General features: G+C 73.6%; 10 protein-coding genes. 3 read left to right on the top strand and 7 right to left on the bottom strand.

The genetic code is table 11. From position 1 onward, the window contains the following. Nucleotides 1–348: 348 nt before the first annotated feature. Nucleotides 349–1,728 (top strand): hypothetical protein, encoded by a 1,380-nt coding sequence (locus V6V16_RS21755; RefSeq protein ID WP_334564788.1) that lies wholly within the window; start codon nt 349–351, stop codon nt 1,726–1,728. Between the two features lie 50 nt (nt 1,729–1,778). On the opposite strand, the gene V6V16_RS21750 is transcribed toward V6V16_RS21755, so the two are convergent. From V6V16_RS21750 to V6V16_RS21730, 5 genes are all read right to left on the bottom strand, one after another. Beyond that, nucleotides 1,779–3,278, bottom strand: a complete 1,500-nt coding sequence (locus V6V16_RS21750) for an aminopeptidase P family protein (RefSeq protein WP_334564786.1) — start codon at nt 3,276–3,278, stop codon at nt 1,779–1,781. Nucleotides 3,279–3,438: 160 nt separating this feature from the next. Further along, entirely contained in the window at nt 3,439–3,963 is a 525-nt protein-coding gene (locus tag V6V16_RS21745; RefSeq protein WP_334564785.1) for a hypothetical protein, read from the bottom strand. Between the two features lie 124 nt (nt 3,964–4,087). Next, nucleotides 4,088–4,804, bottom strand: coding sequence for a hypothetical protein (locus V6V16_RS21740; protein ID WP_334564784.1), 717 nt, complete (start codon nt 4,802–4,804; stop codon nt 4,088–4,090). Then, complete coding sequence (locus V6V16_RS21735) at nt 4,797–5,252, bottom strand: RNA polymerase sigma factor (RefSeq protein ID WP_334564783.1); 456 nt, start codon at nt 5,250–5,252, stop codon at nt 4,797–4,799. Before V6V16_RS21735 ends, V6V16_RS21740 begins: the two co-directional genes overlap by 8 nt. 241 nt (nt 5,253–5,493) lie before the next feature. Continuing rightward, nucleotides 5,494–6,186 carry a hypothetical protein gene (locus V6V16_RS21730; protein WP_334564781.1) on the bottom strand — a complete coding sequence of 231 codons (693 nt, stop codon included), beginning with the start codon at nt 6,184–6,186 and terminating at the stop codon, nt 5,494–5,496. A gap of 516 nt (nt 6,187–6,702) precedes the next feature. Between V6V16_RS21730 and V6V16_RS21725 the strand changes: the two genes are divergently transcribed. Then, nucleotides 6,703–7,200, top strand: a complete 498-nt coding sequence (locus V6V16_RS21725) for a winged helix-turn-helix domain-containing protein (RefSeq protein WP_442934128.1) — start codon at nt 6,703–6,705, stop codon at nt 7,198–7,200. Between the two features lie 100 nt (nt 7,201–7,300). On the opposite strand, the gene V6V16_RS21720 is transcribed toward V6V16_RS21725, so the two are convergent. After that, entirely contained in the window at nt 7,301–11,602 is a 4,302-nt protein-coding gene (locus V6V16_RS21720; protein ID WP_334564777.1) for a S8 family serine peptidase, read from the bottom strand. Nucleotides 11,603–12,048: 446 nt separating this feature from the next. Here V6V16_RS21720 and V6V16_RS21715 point away from each other — a divergent pair, with 446 nt between their 5' ends. Continuing rightward, nucleotides 12,049–12,537 carry a winged helix-turn-helix domain-containing protein gene (locus V6V16_RS21715; protein ID WP_334564775.1) on the top strand — a complete coding sequence of 163 codons (489 nt, stop codon included), beginning with the start codon at nt 12,049–12,051 and terminating at the stop codon, nt 12,535–12,537. A 249-nt stretch (nt 12,538–12,786) separates the two neighbouring features. On the opposite strand, the gene V6V16_RS21710 is transcribed toward V6V16_RS21715, so the two are convergent. Next, the gene (locus V6V16_RS21710; RefSeq protein ID WP_334564774.1) at nt 12,787–14,082 is read right to left on the bottom strand and encodes an RNA polymerase sigma factor; all 1,296 of its coding nucleotides are present in this window, start codon (nt 14,080–14,082) and stop codon (nt 12,787–12,789) included. Nucleotides 14,083–14,084: the final 2 nt, after the last annotated feature.

Genomic DNA, 14,084 nt, shown 5'->3' with positions numbered 1-14,084 from the left:
TTGGCCTCCGACTTCGGCGCACGGCGGGGCGCCGCGCCGCGCCCGGCACGGCCCGGGCCGTCGGGCGGCGGCGCCGGCGCTTGCGCTTTCGACTATCCTCGGCACTTCCGTGCACTCCTGCCGTGCGCGTTCTTTCCGGGCGGCTCGGTGGATTGTCGGCCGCGACGGGAGCAGCGGGTCGAAAGGGGACGGAATGATTCACCGGCCAGGGCAGAGAATGGGGCCGTCCGGCGACCGCGGGACGCCACCCCGGCTCCCGGGCGACCACGGCGGGGCGTCAGCCGCCACGTCCGCGTCGCGCCGCCGACCGAGGACCCGACGCGCCGGCCGCTCCAGAAGGGACATCGCATGAAGACCACCGAACCGTCCACCCCGCACAGGTCGCCGCTGGGCCGCGCGTACGCCGAACGGCTCGCCGGACGCGCGCCGACCGACGACCCGGCCGCCGCCGCCCGGCAGTCGGTCACGCTGGGACAGTACGGAGACCGGTTCCTGCTCGGCCCCGCCTTCCTCAGCGAGGCCGAGCGGCGGACGGTGACCCGGGACCTCCGCACGGTCTACGACCTGCTGCGCTCCCTGCCGGAGCGGGCGTTCGACGGAGACCTCGCCGCGATGGCCGGCGCGGTCGGTATGGATCCCCTGCAGACGGCGCTCATCACGCGCGGCGCCCGGGCGGGCTCGCTCGTCCCGCTGGGCCGCGCCGACCTCTACCACGACGGCGCGGGGTTCCGCCTGCTGGAGTTCAACGTCGCCAGCGCGCTCGGCGGCGTCGAGAACGCCGACATCAACCGGGCGATGCTGACGTACCCGCCGCTCAAGGAGTTCGTGGACCGGCACGGGCTGCGGTACCCGGACACGCTGGACTGCGTGGTCCGCACGATGTACGCCGAGAGCGCCGCGACGATCCCCACCGACCGGCCGCCCGTCGTCGCCGTGGTGGACACGGCGGAGAACCTCGCGATCGTCGGCGACGAGGTGCGGGCCATCGCCGGGATGCTGACCGGGTACGGCGTCGAGGCGTTCGTCTGCCACCTGGGCGAGTTCGCGTACCCGCAGGGCCGGCCCACCGTCGCGGGCCGGGCCGTCGACGTCGTCCTGCGCTATTTCCTGGTCGAGGACCTGGCCGACCCGGCGGTGGGGCCACTGCTGGAGCCGCTGCTGGCCGCCGTCGAGCGGGAGGAGGTCGGCCTGGTCAGCCGCCTCGACGCCGAGCTCTACGGCAACAAGGGGACCCTGGCGATGCTCTCCGACGACCGGCGCCGGCACCTCTTCGACGCCGCCGAGCTGGCCTGCCTCGACCGGTTCCTGCCGTGGACCCGCCACGTACGCCCGCGCGGCACGGATCCCGACGGCGCGGAGGTCGACCTGCCCGGCTACGCCCGGGCCCGCCAGCACGAGCTGATCCTGAAGCCGACGCTGCTGCACGGGGGCATGGGGGTCGTCGCCGGGTGGCAGGTGGACGCGGCCGAGTGGGGAGCCCGGCTCGACTCGGCGTTGGACGGCCCGTTCGTGCTGCAACAGCGCGTCCACCCCGCCGCCGAACCGTTCCCCGACGGCGCCGGCGGCGTACGGGAGCTCTACCTCAACTGGGGCGTCTACCTGGCCGACCGCGACGTCGTCGACGACGGGTACGCCGGCTGCCTGGTCCGCGGCAGCACCGATCCGGCCGCCGGGGTGGTCAACATCGGCGCCGGCGCGATGATCGGCTGCACCTTCCACGGCGGCTGAGCCCCGCGCCTGTCGGGCACCGGGTCCGGTGCCCGACAGGCGGCGGCGACTCAGGCCGAGCGCACCCGGTCGATCCACGCCTCGACGTCGTCGGGGGTGCGCGGCATCGCCGCCGACAGGTTCTCGTGCCCGTCCTCGGTGACCAGCACGTTGTCCTCGATCCGGACGCCGATGCCGCGGAACTCCGCCGGCGCCAGCAGGTCGTCGGCCTTGAAGTACAGGCCGGGCTCCACGGTGAGGATCATGCCGGGCTTCAGCTCGCCGTCCATGTAGTCCTGGCGCAGCAGCATCTGGCAGTCGTGCACGTCCATGCCGAGGTGGTGCGAGGTGCCGTGGACCATCCACCGCCGGTGCCAACCGCCGGTCTCGCGGTCCAGCGTCTGCTCGAGGGTGACCCCCTCCGGCAGCAGCCCCCACTCGTGCAGCCGGCGCGCGATGACCACGTTCGCGGCGGCGTGGATGTCGCTGAACCTGTTGCCGGGGCGCACCGCCGCCAGGCCGGCCTCCTGCGCCTCCAGGACCGCCTCGTAGATCTTCCGCTGCACGTCGGTGAAGCGGCCGCTGACCGGCAGGGTCCGGGTGATGTCGGCGGTGTAGAGCGAGTCGACCTCGACCCCGGCGTCCACCAGGATGAGGTCGCCCTCGCGTACCTGCCCGGTGTTCTTCGTCCAGTGGATGGTGTTGGCGTGGTCGCCGGACGCGCAGATGCTCTCGTAGCCGATGCCGTTGCCGTCGTGGCGGGCGTAGAGACCGAAGAGGCCCTCGACCCAGCGCTCGCCGCGCTCCTTGCCGACCGCCTCGGGGAGGCCGGCGATGATCGCGTCGAACCCCCGGTGGGTGGCGGCGATGGCCTTGCGCATCTCGCCCACCTCCCACTCGTCCTTGACGATCCGCATCCCCGAGAGGTGGCGGGCCAACTCCTCGTCCGCCTCGTGCTGCCGCTCCACCGCGGCCGGCGTCTCCGCCTGGGCGCGGGTCTCGTCGACGAGGCGGGCGAGTTCGCCGTCGGCCGCGCGCACCACCCGCACGGGGGTCGCGCCGGCGTCCTTGGCCAGTACGTCGGGCAACGATTCGACGTGCCGGGTGCTGAGGCCGAGCCGCTGCTCCACCTCCCGCATCGTGGGGCGGGGCCCGACCCAGAACTCGCCGAAGCGGGAGTCGGCGAAGAACTCCTCGCTGTCGCGCGGGGCGAGCGGGCGGAAGAACAGCACGGCCTCGTGGCCGCCGTCGGACCTCGGGTCCAGCACCAGGACGCTGTCCGGCTCGCTGTCGAAGCCGAGGCCGGTCAGCCAGGCGAACGCCGTGTGCGGCCGGAAGGTGTAGTCCGTGTCGTTGCTGCGCACCTTGAGGCCGCCGGCGGGGATGATCAGACGCTCGCCCGGGAACCGCCGTGACAAGGCCGCCCGGCGGCGGGCCGCGTGCTCGGCGACCTCCGCGCGCGGGACAGGTACCGCAGCCGGGCTAGCCCATCCGGAGGCGATGAAAGCGCGGAACTGGTCGCTCGTCGGGGTGTTGCGGTGGCTGGCTTTCACCTGCTCGTCGCTTGTCATGGTCGATATCCTGCCATGCGCCGCGGAGCACCGGCAAAGCCCGCGACGACCGCGTCGTCCGGGCATTTTCCCGCGTACGGGCCGACGGCGGGACACCTTGCGGCCGCCGGCCGTCCGGACCGGACGAGTCGGGCCGGCGGCCGGGGCGGCGGCACCGCGGTCACCCGTCGCCGTAGACGAGGCCCATCGTGTCGCTCCGCCCCGACCAGCGCAGTTCCAGCCGCCAGCAGCCCGCGCTCGGCAGGTCGACGATCGACGGTCCGGGGCCGCCGGCCACCTCCCGGGTCACCGTCGTCGCCGTGCCGTCCAGGGTCGCGGTGATCGTCAGGGTGGCCGGGGAGGCGGGGTCGGGGGACGTCGCGGCCGGGCGCGGCACCCAGAGGATCTTGTTGTTCGTGCGGCCGGCCCCGCCCTGCCCGAGCGGATGCCCGAACAGCACCGCGACGATCTCGCCCCGCGCGCCGAAGACGTGCGGCATCACGGCCTCCCCGCTGAATCCGCCGCGCGCCCAGTCGGGCAGCCGCTCCGTGCGCACCGGAGAACCACAGCCGGCCGACGGGCTCGCCGCCGCCTGCGGCGTGGCCGCGCCGGCCGGGGCGTCGGCCCGGTCGAGCGACGGATCCGCTGTCGCGCACCCCGCCAGCAGGAGGACCGTACCCAGCAGAACCCCACGCACCGAACCCATCTCGCGCCTCCCGGACAGCCGTCGTACCCCGCCGGGGAGGCTCTGGCCTCCCCCACTCACCGGACACCGGCCCGGCCTCCCGGGTTCCCGGGATGCCCCGGGTGTCCCGGCGCCGACCGCTCCCCTACCCCAGCGAGCCGGCGATTTCGAGCGCCTCGGCCCTGCCGAGGTCCCCCTCGATCCGGTAGCTGACGCCGGCCCGCTGCCAGATGAGCGTCGAGGCGGCCAGCCGCGCGGTCTCCGTCCGGACGGTGCCCGCGCGATCCACGTAGGCCACCGGGTGGGGGGCGCCGATCCAGACCGCGAACTCGCCGTCGACCCGCACCCACTCGACCCCCGGGCCGCCGGCACCCTTGTGGAACGCCAGGTCGAGGCGACCGTCGAAGGCGTCGACGCGCAGCGCGCCCCCGCGGTAGAGCAGCGTCACCACCCGGAAGCCGCCCGCGCCGTCCGGGTCGGCGACCAGCACCCCCTCGGGGTGGCCCAGGCGCGCCGGTACGCGGATCGGGAAGCGCACCTTCCGCCGCGCCTCGCCGAGGGCGGCGGGCTCCTGTGACGGCAGCGGGGACGGCGTGCCGGCGGGCGGTGCCGGCCCGGGGGCGGTGGCGATCGTGATCCCCGCGAAGCGCAGCAGGCCACCCACGGCGTCGGCGAGGGCCGCCCGCCCCGGCGGGAGCACCACCACGGCCGCGGCGACGAGCACCGCGGCGAGGTGGTAGCGCCACCGGCGCCGCCGCCGGGTGGGCGCGAGGCGCCCACGTACGCGGGCGGTCACGTCGGGCGGGTCGGGCGTCTGCAACCAGGTGGAGAGGTCACGCAGCTCCCGTTCGAGGTCATCCACGCCGCACCTCCCCGACGTCGAGCAGGCCGCGCAGCTTCGCCAGCGCCCGCGAGGTCCGCGACTTCACCGTGCCGCGCGGCCAGCCCAGCAGGGTCACGGTCTCCTCCTCGCTGAGGTCGAGGAGGAACCGGCAGACGATCACCTCCCGGTCCCTCTCCGGCAGTGACCGCAGGGCCCGCACCAGCGCGCTGCGGCGTTCCCCGGCGAGGACGGCCTCCACGGCGACGTCCCCGCTGGCCTGCGGCACCGGGTTCGCCGCCGCGGCGCGCAGGACGAGCCCGTCGCGGCGGCCACGGGAGCGGTGCAGGTTGCGGGTCTCGTTGGCCACGATCGCCAGCAGCCACGAGCGGAAGGACGCCTCCCCCCGATAGCGGGCGAGCTTGCGGTGGCCCTTCACGAACGCCTCCTGGATGATGTCCTCCGCCTCCGAACCGGCGCCGAGCAGCACCGCCGTCCGGTACGCCGCGGCGGTGTGCCGGGCGACCAGGAGTTCGTACGCGTCCAGCTCACCCGCCCGGGCACGGCTGACCAGCTCTTCGTCGTCCAGGGAGACCTCCGATCGGGACGAACTGGTGACACCGTCCGGCCCGTCCGGGTTCCCGTCGCGGCCGAATTCGTCCGGGCGGTGCCGCCAGCCGCGCCGCGACGGTCCCCGGCCCGGGTCGCCGGGCCGGTGGGCGGCGACCGCGTCAGCCGAGGCGCTCGACGGTGGCCGGGACCAGCCCGTGGCCCCGCGCGACGCCGACGAGCTGGCGCAGCAGCCAGCGCAGCGCGTCGCCGCCGGCCGGCGCGGACGTCACGTCGATGCACCACGCGATGCCGCCGACGCGCCGCAGGTCCCAGCGCAGCTCCGTGTCGTTGACCCGCAGCCGGCCGGTGGCGACCGCGCCGGGCGGCACGGCGTCGGGCGGCGGGGCGCCGGTCAGCCGCAACCGCGCGCTCAGCCGGGCGATGCGGTGGTCGTCCGGTTCGCCCGCGAAGAGGATCCGGTGTACGCCCGGCCCGGCGCCGAGCCGCAGCGGCGCCCGCGGAGCAAGCGGGGCGTCGTCGCGGAAGTGGCCGCGCAGCGTCTCCTCGTCCGGCAGCGTGCCGCCGCCGAGCCCGCGGTAGGCCGCCTCGGCGGCGCGGCGGTCGACGGCCGTGGTGCGGGCGCGCAGCCCCGGTTGCGTCCGGACCGCCCGGGCGAAGGCGGCGGAGCTCCACCAGTCCCGCTCCGCCGCCGTCCAGCCGGCGCTGCGCAGGCCCACGGCGCAGAGGTCGTCGTCCAGGACGAACTCCTCGACGAGCAGCCCCGCCGCCCGACCGTCGTCCGCCCCGGCGTGCAGCAGGTAGTAGTCGAGGGTGGCCGTGCTCGACCGCGGCGTCGGGATTCTCGTGGTCATCCCGGGACCGTACCCGGCGGGCGGGCCGGCCGGCCCGGTCCGCCGTGCGCCGGGCACGTCGGAGTCCCCCGCACGGTTCTCCACCAGCGGAAAGAACGGCCGGATGAATGGTGCGCGCGGAAAGCCGGGGAGGGTGTTGTCCGCGGCATCGCCGCACACTACGCTGTGGACGGTTTCAATCAGCCTCGCCTATGCCTACCTGGCCGCCGCGACAGCCATGTCATGGACGCGTCCCCGCTGCCCGGCCGCCGCCGGCACCGGCCCGGACACCGCGGCGGATCCGACCCGTCCCGCGCGTCGCGTCCGCCCGAGGGGCGCGACGGGTGCCGGACCGGACGGCACCAGCCGCCCGAGGGGGTCGCGTCCCGGCGGCGGCCACGGCGGGCCGGCCATTCATGGCCGCCTAGACGTAACTGCTTTTAACCAGACCGATATCAGGCGCCGGTAGGGTCCGGCGCTGATAGATCGACGTCATGGGGAATTCCCTGGCACGGGTGGGGACCCGAAGGGGTGGGGATGAGGGGCGCCATGTCCTTGGTCATCGGCATTGCTTCCTCGCCGGCCGAACGCAGACGGCTCGCCCGTCTGCTCGGCGGGACGGAGGCGTTTCTGATCGTCTCGAGCGTCGACCAGGCGCGCAAGTTCCTCGACGTGCCCGGGGCGGCCCCGGGCACGGGCGTGGCGGTGCCGGCAATGAGCGACGCGGGGCGGGGCACCGGCGCGCCGCCGCCCGATCTCAGCGTGGACTCCGACCGGCGGGTGCTGCGCTGGCGGGACCGGGAGATCGCGCTGACCCGGCTGGAGCACGATCTCCTGCTGTGCCTGGTCGGCGCGCCCGGGCGGGTCTGGACCTACGAGCGGCTGCACCTCGAGGTCTGGGGCAACGCGCACCTCGGGCGCGGCTCCGACATCCACTCCGTGGTGCGCAGGGTGCGGACCAAGCTCCTCCGGCTGAACGCCGCCGCGACGATCCACTCCGTCCGGGGGGTCGGCTTCCGCCTCGCCCCGCTCTGACCGGCGCCCGCCCGCGCAGGGTACGGCGTCGACGAGCCGAACGGAGCCGGCCCGCCTGGTCGCAACCAGGCGGGCCGGATCTGTCACCTACGGTCGCTCGTCAGCAACGGACGGGGGACAGTGCGAAGTCCTCCACCGTCGGGGTGGTGGTGTTGATCTTCGTCTGACGGGTCTGGGGCTTCCAGTCGTCCTTGGCGACGATCATCGTGAGCGGGTTGTTCCGCCGGTCCAGCCAGTAGGCGTACCTGCCTTCGACGTCGGTGGCGAACGTCCAGGACATCGCCCACGAGTCGACCTGGACGAGGGCACCGGAGATCGGCGACCTGGCGCCCTGGCAGCTAGTCCCGGTGACCGTACCCGTCAGCTTGCCCCAGGTCGTCGGCTGCAGCACGTTCATCGTGACCGCCACCGGCTCGACCGCGTACGGGGTGTTCTCCTTGACGGCCACCGAGGCGGTGTAGGTGCCGGGCTGGTCCACGTTCGCCGACATCCCGACGTTGACCGTGACGGCCTCTCCCGGCGCCAGGGTGGCCGCCGTCTTGTCGATCGTCATCCAGCTGACGTCGGCGGTGCTGGCGGCGCACTCCTCGAAGCCGGGCAGCACCTCGCTGTCCCGGGTGGCGGTGAAGCCGCCGGACGAGCCGCCGACCTTGTAGAACCCGCACGCCGCACCACCGCGGTAGCGCGCCGTGTTGGCGTTGGGCAGGCTGGACCAGGAGGCGGTCGCCGGGTCGTAGGCGAAGCCCACGTTGGTGATGGCACCGCCCTGGGAGCCGCCGACCACGAGGAACTTGCCGTTGGCCACGGCGAACGAGCTGGCCCAGTTGTCGGCCGGCGCGTCGGCGATGGCGGTCCAGGTGTTGGCGCCCGGGTCGTAGGCGTAGCTGGCCTTCTGCGCCACGGAGCCGTCGTTGCCCCCGGTGCAGTAGACGATGCCGTCGATCCCGCCGCAGGAGACGAAGGCCACCGACTTGGGGTAGTCGGCCAGGGTCTCCCAGCTGTCGCTGGCCGGGTCGTACCGCACGACGTCGTTCGACATCGGCGTGCAGGACGCCGTGGTGCAGCCGCCGACGGCATACAGCTTGCCGCCCGCGACCGCCTGACCGGCGGCGGAGCGCGGCGCCGGATTGTCGGCCCTCTCCGTCCAGGTGTTGGCCGCCGGGTCGTACGACCAGGTGGTGCCGTCGGGGCCGGCGGTCCCCCAGCCACCGGTCGCGATGATCTTCCCGTCCAGGACGCCCACCGTCATGGCGGTACGCGCGCCGGGCAGATCGGCGATCGCGCTCCAGGTCTGCGCGATCGGGTCGTAGGCGTAGTTCTTCGCCGAGGACGCCGATCCGGTGCCGCCGGCGATGGAGTACACCTTGCCGCCCAGGTTGACGACCCTGTTGTCCATCACCACGGCCGGGTAGTCGGCGATGTCGGTCCAGGGCGCGGCCTGCGGACCGGCCGCAGGCGACGCCGCCGCCGCAGACTTGCCGGACGTCTTCGCCGCGAACGAGGTCGGGACCTCGAGCCGCTGCACCGGCGCGCCGGACGAGCCGAGCACCTGCTGCTCGTCCAGCCGGGAGCCGTCGGCCCGCAGCAGGTCGAAGCCACCGTCGCGCTCGCTGAACTCGACCGCGACCGGGGCGCCGCCGGTGTTGGTCACCGTGAACGCCTTGGTGACCTTGCCGGTGGGCATCCGGACCGTCCCGGTCACCTCGGCCGGCTTGACCGACAGGCGGCCGGCGGCCAGCTGGAAGTTCGCCGCGGTGGCCCAGTCGGCCTGGACGTCGACCTGCTTGCTCTGGCTGACGTAGTTGCTGGCCCGGGCGGTGAACTTGTGGGTGTCCGTCAGCGAGGAGAACATCCAGTAGAAGCCGTCCGGCAGCCCCGGGTCGTCCGGCGTCGCCACGGTGGTGGCCTTCTCCGCCGGCCGCTCGTCGCTGGTGACGGTCGCGCCGTTGACGTAGCCGTTGTCGTTCCTGTCGCGGACGTGACCGAGCACCAGGCCGCCGTCGACCGGCGCACAGGTGAGCTGGCTGCCGATCAGCACGTTGTCGACCGCCCACCACCACTCGTACGAGGCCTCGTAGTAGTGGAACCGGACCCGCGTCTGAGCGTTGCCCGCGGCCTGCGGGATGGCGATCTCGGTCACCTTCGGCCCGCGGACGTCGGCCGCCTGCCGCAGCACGTTGGTCCACGTGGCACCGCCGTCGAGGCTGAGGTCGACGTCGGCGCGGTCGCTGTTGAGCCAGTTGTAGTCCTGGTTGAACCGGATCACCGGCGCCGCCACGTCGGTCAGGTCGACGACGGGGCTGACCAGCGACGTGTCCTGCTTGCCACCGGAGCCGTACTCGTCGCTGTCGACGATCGCGAAGTTGCCGCTGCCGCCGGTGAGGTTGCCGCGGGCGCCGTCGTCGGTGAACTTCCACACCTGGCCGCTGGCCGCGTTGTCCACCACGGACCAGCCGGCCGGCACGGTGCTGCCGTCGAAGGTCTCGTACTCGCCGTCCGAGCCGAACGTGTAGCCGGGTGCCGTGGTGCAGGCGTTGGTCTGCACCGGAACGGCCACGTTGGCCGTGGCGTTGCCCGTGCCGACCGCGACCTGCTTGGTCACCGTCTGGTAGCCCGGGTACTGCGGGGTGACCTTCAGGGTGTACGTCGTCCCGGCCGGCAGCTTCAGGCTGTAGCGGCCGTTGACCGGCGTGGTGTAGTCGGAGACGCCCGACGGGCCCTCGACGGTCACCTTCGCGTAGAGCGGCCAGCCGTGCCCGGAGCCGTCGGTGACGGTTCCGCTGACGGTGACGCTCGGCACCGCCGTCAGTGCGACGTCGAGGGTCGTGGTCGCGTTGCGGGCCACCGCCGCCGTGGTCGTCCTGGCCTGGTAACCGAACGCCGCCACGGCGACCTGGTAGTCGCCGACCGGGAGCAGGGACGAGTACGTCCCGTCGGTCGCGGTGGTCAGCTCGCGCTCCGCCGCGCCGGTCACGGTCACCGTGGCACCGGCGATCGGGGCGCCGGTGGCCGCGTCGGTGACCTTGCCGGCGAGGGTGCCGGTGTCGCCGATCGGGGCGGCGTTGAGCAGCGCGAGCGCGTCCAGCCGGCCCTCGCCGAACACGTTGTTGTCGTCGGTGGTGCCGCCGCACTGGGCGTCGCCCTTGTCGAGCGCCGCGTTGTCGAGCAGCGCCCGGGTCGCGGTGACGTCACCGACGAGCGCCGGTGCCGCCGACCAGAGCAGCGCGATCGCGCCCGCGAGGTGCGGGGCGGCCATCGAGGTGCCGTTGTAGCTGGCGTAGCCGCTGCCCGGGATGCTGGACCGGACGTTCACGCCCGGCGCCGCGATGTTGGGCTTGATCTCGCCGTTCTGCCCCGCGCCGCGGGCCGAGAAGCTGGCGATGTTGTTGTTGACGTCGTAGGCGCCGGCCGAGTAGTTGCTGACCAGGCTGCCCGGGGAACCGCTGGTCTGGCAGGCCGGACCGCTGTTGCCGTTGGACCAGACGCCGAAGATGCCGGACGCGGTCCAGGCCAGCGTCACGTCCTCCATGAACGGGTCGTTGGAGGGCAGCGTGGTTCCCCACGAGTTGTTGATGATGTTCGGCCGCTTGCTGGCGTCCGGGTTCTGGCCGTTGAGGTCGGTCGGCTCGAGCATCCACTCGCCGGAGCTGACCAGGGCGGCGTCGCTCGGGCAGCAGCCGTTGGCCGCGATCCACCGGACCTCGGGGGCCACCCCGATCTGGTTCGCGCCGTCGGAACCGACCATCGTGCCCATCGTGTGCGTGCCGTGGCCGTTGGTGTCGCAGGGCGCGGCGCAGCTGCCGGTGGCGCGGTACCAGTTGTAGTTGTGGTCGAACGTGCCGTCGCCGTTGTTGCCGCGGTAGGAGTTCACCAGCGCCGGGTGGTTGAACTGGACCCCGGTGTCGATGTTCGCCACCGTGATGCCGGCGCCCTTGACGCCGTACTGGGACCAGACGTCGTCGGCGTTGATGTTCGCGATGCCCCACTCGAGGGCGTTCACGTTCTTCTCGTCGGTGCCCTCGGTGACCTCGGGAACCTTGTAGGCGATCGGGGCGTACAGGCCCTCGACCTCGGCGTGCGCGGCGAAGCTCTGCGCCATCGCCAGGGAGCCGCCGCTGACCTTGATCGCGTTGGTGGCCCAGAAGGTCTGGTACTTCGTACCCGAGCCGTCGAGCTCCGCCCGGATCTTCGACTGGCTGCCGGCGGCGGACTTCTTCAGCGCCTCGGCGACGGCCGCGCCGCGCTTGGTCCAGTCCTTGATCGCGGCGGCCTCGGTCAGGTCCGCCCGGTCCTTGAAGCGGATCCAGAAGTCGCCCTCGGTCTTACCCTGGAGTGCCTTCGTGAGTTCCGGCCGGACCTTGTCCGCCGGGGACGCCTGCGCGCCTGAACCTGTGGTGGCCAAGCCTGCCGCGGCGAGGATGATCGCCGCGCCTGCGCTCACCAGAGATCTGGCTGAGCGCCTCGTGGCTAGACGTCTGAACATTCGGTGGTGCCTCCTCCAGAACGACCCAGAGCTCAACGAGCCATGGTGGAGGGTGCAGGAAGTCGCCCCCGTTCGGACGAACCGGACCCGACCCCTACTTGCCCCCCAGGCACCGCACGGATCACGCCGGCTGCCCGTCTGGACACTATGATCGACAAGAACGGACGATCAAGAACTTGCCGTAAGCAATCTGTCACTATCCGCTGGTCAGCTGGCGGAAAGCTTGCCAGTAACTGTCATGATCTTGACGAAGCTGGGCAGAAGTTGCCCGACGTTTCGGGGTGGGTGCTGTGGGGGCACACGACGAAGACACCGGGTCGGGCGGGTCCGATCCGGCTGAAGAACGGTATCCGCTGGTCATAGCGGTGACACCCGCGCCGGCCGACAGGATCCGGCTCGCGGAGCTCCTCGACGGCGTCGCGCCGCTGCTACTGGTCGCCGACCTCGACGAGTTGCGCAGGCTGATCGCGGCCCCGCCCCGGCTCCCGCCCGGGCCGGAGGCCCCGGCGCCCGCGGCACCGCCCCAGGCGTCCGCCGCGGCCGACAACACGCTGCTGATCGACTCGACCCGCTCCACCGCCGCCTGCCGTGGCCGCGAGGTCGGCCTCACCCGGCTCGAACACGACCTGCTGGCCTGCCTGACCACCGAGCCGATCCGGGTCTGGAGCTATGCCGAGCTGCACCGCTCCGTCTGGCAGGACGAGGGCCTGCACCGCAAGGGCGACGTGCAGTCCCTGGTGAAGCGGCTGCGCCGCAAGCTGCACGAACTCGGCACCGGCGTGAGCATCGACGCGGTGCGTGGCGTCGGGTTCCGGCTGACCGAGCACCAGCAGCCCCGGGTCAGCGGATCCTGACGGCTGCCTGACATGGGCAGTCCGCGTCGCCGGCTACGCAGAGGGTCAGGTGCCACCCGGACCGGCCGCTGGCCGCGGACGCCCGTTCGGCCGGCGGAGGTTCCCCGCGGCGGACCGGTCGAGCTGATGTCACAGACGACTCAGCTCGACAGCGTCGCGCGACCCGTTCGCCCCGCCGAGCTGAAGACGATCACCTTCGACGCGGGCCTCCTCACGCTCGCCGAGGACGCGGTCGTCAACCTGTGACGGTCATGTCCCCGCGGCGCCGGGCCGCTCGATCGCGTCCAGCCTGCGGCGCAGCAGGACCCGGTCGGCTTCGGTGCCGGCCAGGGCGAGCGCCTCCCGGTACGCCTCGGCGGCCTCGGCGTGCCGGCCGAGGCGGTGCAGCAGGTCGGCCCGGGCGGCCGGGTAGGGGTGGTGACCCCGCAGCAGCGGCTCGTCGGCCAGCTCGTCCAGCAGCGCCAGGCCCGCCTCCGGGCCGTCGCGCATCGCCACGGCGGCGGCCCGGTTCAGGGCGACGACCGGCGACGGCGCGAGGGCGAGCAGCACGTCGTAGAGCGCGACGATCTGCGGCCAGTCGGTGCCGGTGACGTCCGTGGCCTCGACGTGCAGGGCGGCGACCGCGGCCTGCACCCCGTACGGGCCGGGTGGGCCACCGGTCAGCGCGACGGGCACCAGGCCGAGGCCCTCCGCGATCATCGGGCGGTCCCAGCGCCCGCGGTCCTGCTCGTCGAGCAGCACCGGCCCGCCGTCCGGACCGGTGCGGGCGTCGCGCCGGGCGTGGACCAGCAGCATGAGCGCGAGCAGCCCGGCGACCTCCCGCTCGGCGGGCAGCAGCCGGCGCAGGATCCGGGCCAGCCGGATCGCCTCCTCGGCCAGGTCGAGGCGTTGCAGGCGCGGGCCCCCGCTGGCCGCGTAGCCCTCGGTGAAGATCGAATACACCGCCTGGAGCACGCCCGGCAGCCGCTCGGGCAGCTCCGCCGTGCCGGGCACCCGGAACGGGATCCGGGCCCCGTGGATCTTCTGCTTCGCCCGGGTGATCCGCTTGGCCATCGTCGCCGTGGGCACCAGGAAGGCCCGGGCCACCTCGGGCGTGCTCAGGCCGGCCAGGTAGCGCAGGGTCAGCGCCCCGCGGTCCTCGGCCGCGAGCGCCGGATGCGCGCAGGTGAAGAAGAGCTGGAGCCGCTCGTCCGGCAGCTCGCCCGCCTCGACGGCGGGCACGGGGGCCAGGTCCGGTCGGTCCGCCTCCGCCTGGAGGACGGCCAGCCGCGCCGCGTACGCCTGGTCGCGGCGCAGCCGGTCGACCGCCCGGCGGCGCGCCGTGGTCATCAGCCAGGCGCCGGGCCGGGACGGGACGCCGTCGACCGGCCACCGTGCCAGCGCCGCCTCGACGGCCTCGGAGGTGACCTCCTCGGCCAGGTCGAGGTCGCCGAAGCGGCGGACGAGGGCCGCCAGCAGTCGGCCGCGTTCCTCCCGGAACACCGCCTCCACGACCGACGCCGACGCCTCGTCCGTTCCCGCGGTGCCGGCGGGCCGTTCGTCCACCG

The sequence above is a fragment of the Micromonospora sp. CPCC 205561 genome, assembly GCF_036906775.1.
Taxonomy (GTDB): Bacteria; Actinomycetota; Actinomycetes; order Mycobacteriales; family Micromonosporaceae; genus Micromonospora.
This window is presented reverse-complemented; position numbering and strand designations above follow the sequence as displayed.